Source organism: Vibrio sp. Vb2131 (assembly GCF_033338535.1).
GTDB classification, from domain to species: domain Bacteria; phylum Pseudomonadota; class Gammaproteobacteria; order Enterobacterales; family Vibrionaceae; genus Vibrio; species Vibrio alginolyticus.
Window position 1 is genome coordinate 1 of record NZ_JAWOSW010000178.1, and the last position, 510, is coordinate 510.

1 protein-coding gene is annotated in these 510 nt (G+C 43.9%); it reads right to left on the bottom strand.

Annotation, left to right across the window (positions count from 1 at the left end):
• Nucleotides 1-15 precede the first annotated feature (15 nt).
• Nucleotides 16-510: TRAP transporter substrate-binding protein DctP (gene dctP / locus R7E38_RS23425; RefSeq protein WP_318082251.1), on the bottom strand; the 495-nt coding region annotated here is incomplete at its 5' end.

Sequence of the window (510 nt, forward strand, 5' to 3'; positions counted from 1 at the left end):
TAATTACTTTGTGAATTACTTAACTGCTTTGATCTTCTCAACCAGTTCATTTAATTCAGGATTTGTCTTTTCTAAGTCCGCGTACATTGGTTGAACCGCTTCAACGAATGCCGCTTTATTTGGTTCAACAAAAGTTACGCCCATCTTTTCAGCTTTTGTACGCTCTTTTGCTTCTGACTCAGCCCACAATTTCTTCATGTATTCAGAAGAGTCTGCTGCTGCTTTCATCAGTGCTTTTTGTTGCTCAGGTGTTAGCTTGTCGTACGTTTTAGTCGAAATAACCAATACGTCTGGCACCATGGTGTGCTCGTCCAGGCTGAAGTATTTCGATACCTCACTGTGACGGCTCAAGCTAAATGATGGGATGTTGTTTTCCGCAGCATCCACCACGCCGTGTTGTAATGCTGTGTATAGCTCACCGTATGCCAATGGTGTCGGGTTACCACCTAACGCTTTTACCATCGCAATAGCAGATGGGCTCGGCTGTACACGTACTTTCAGACCTTTTAG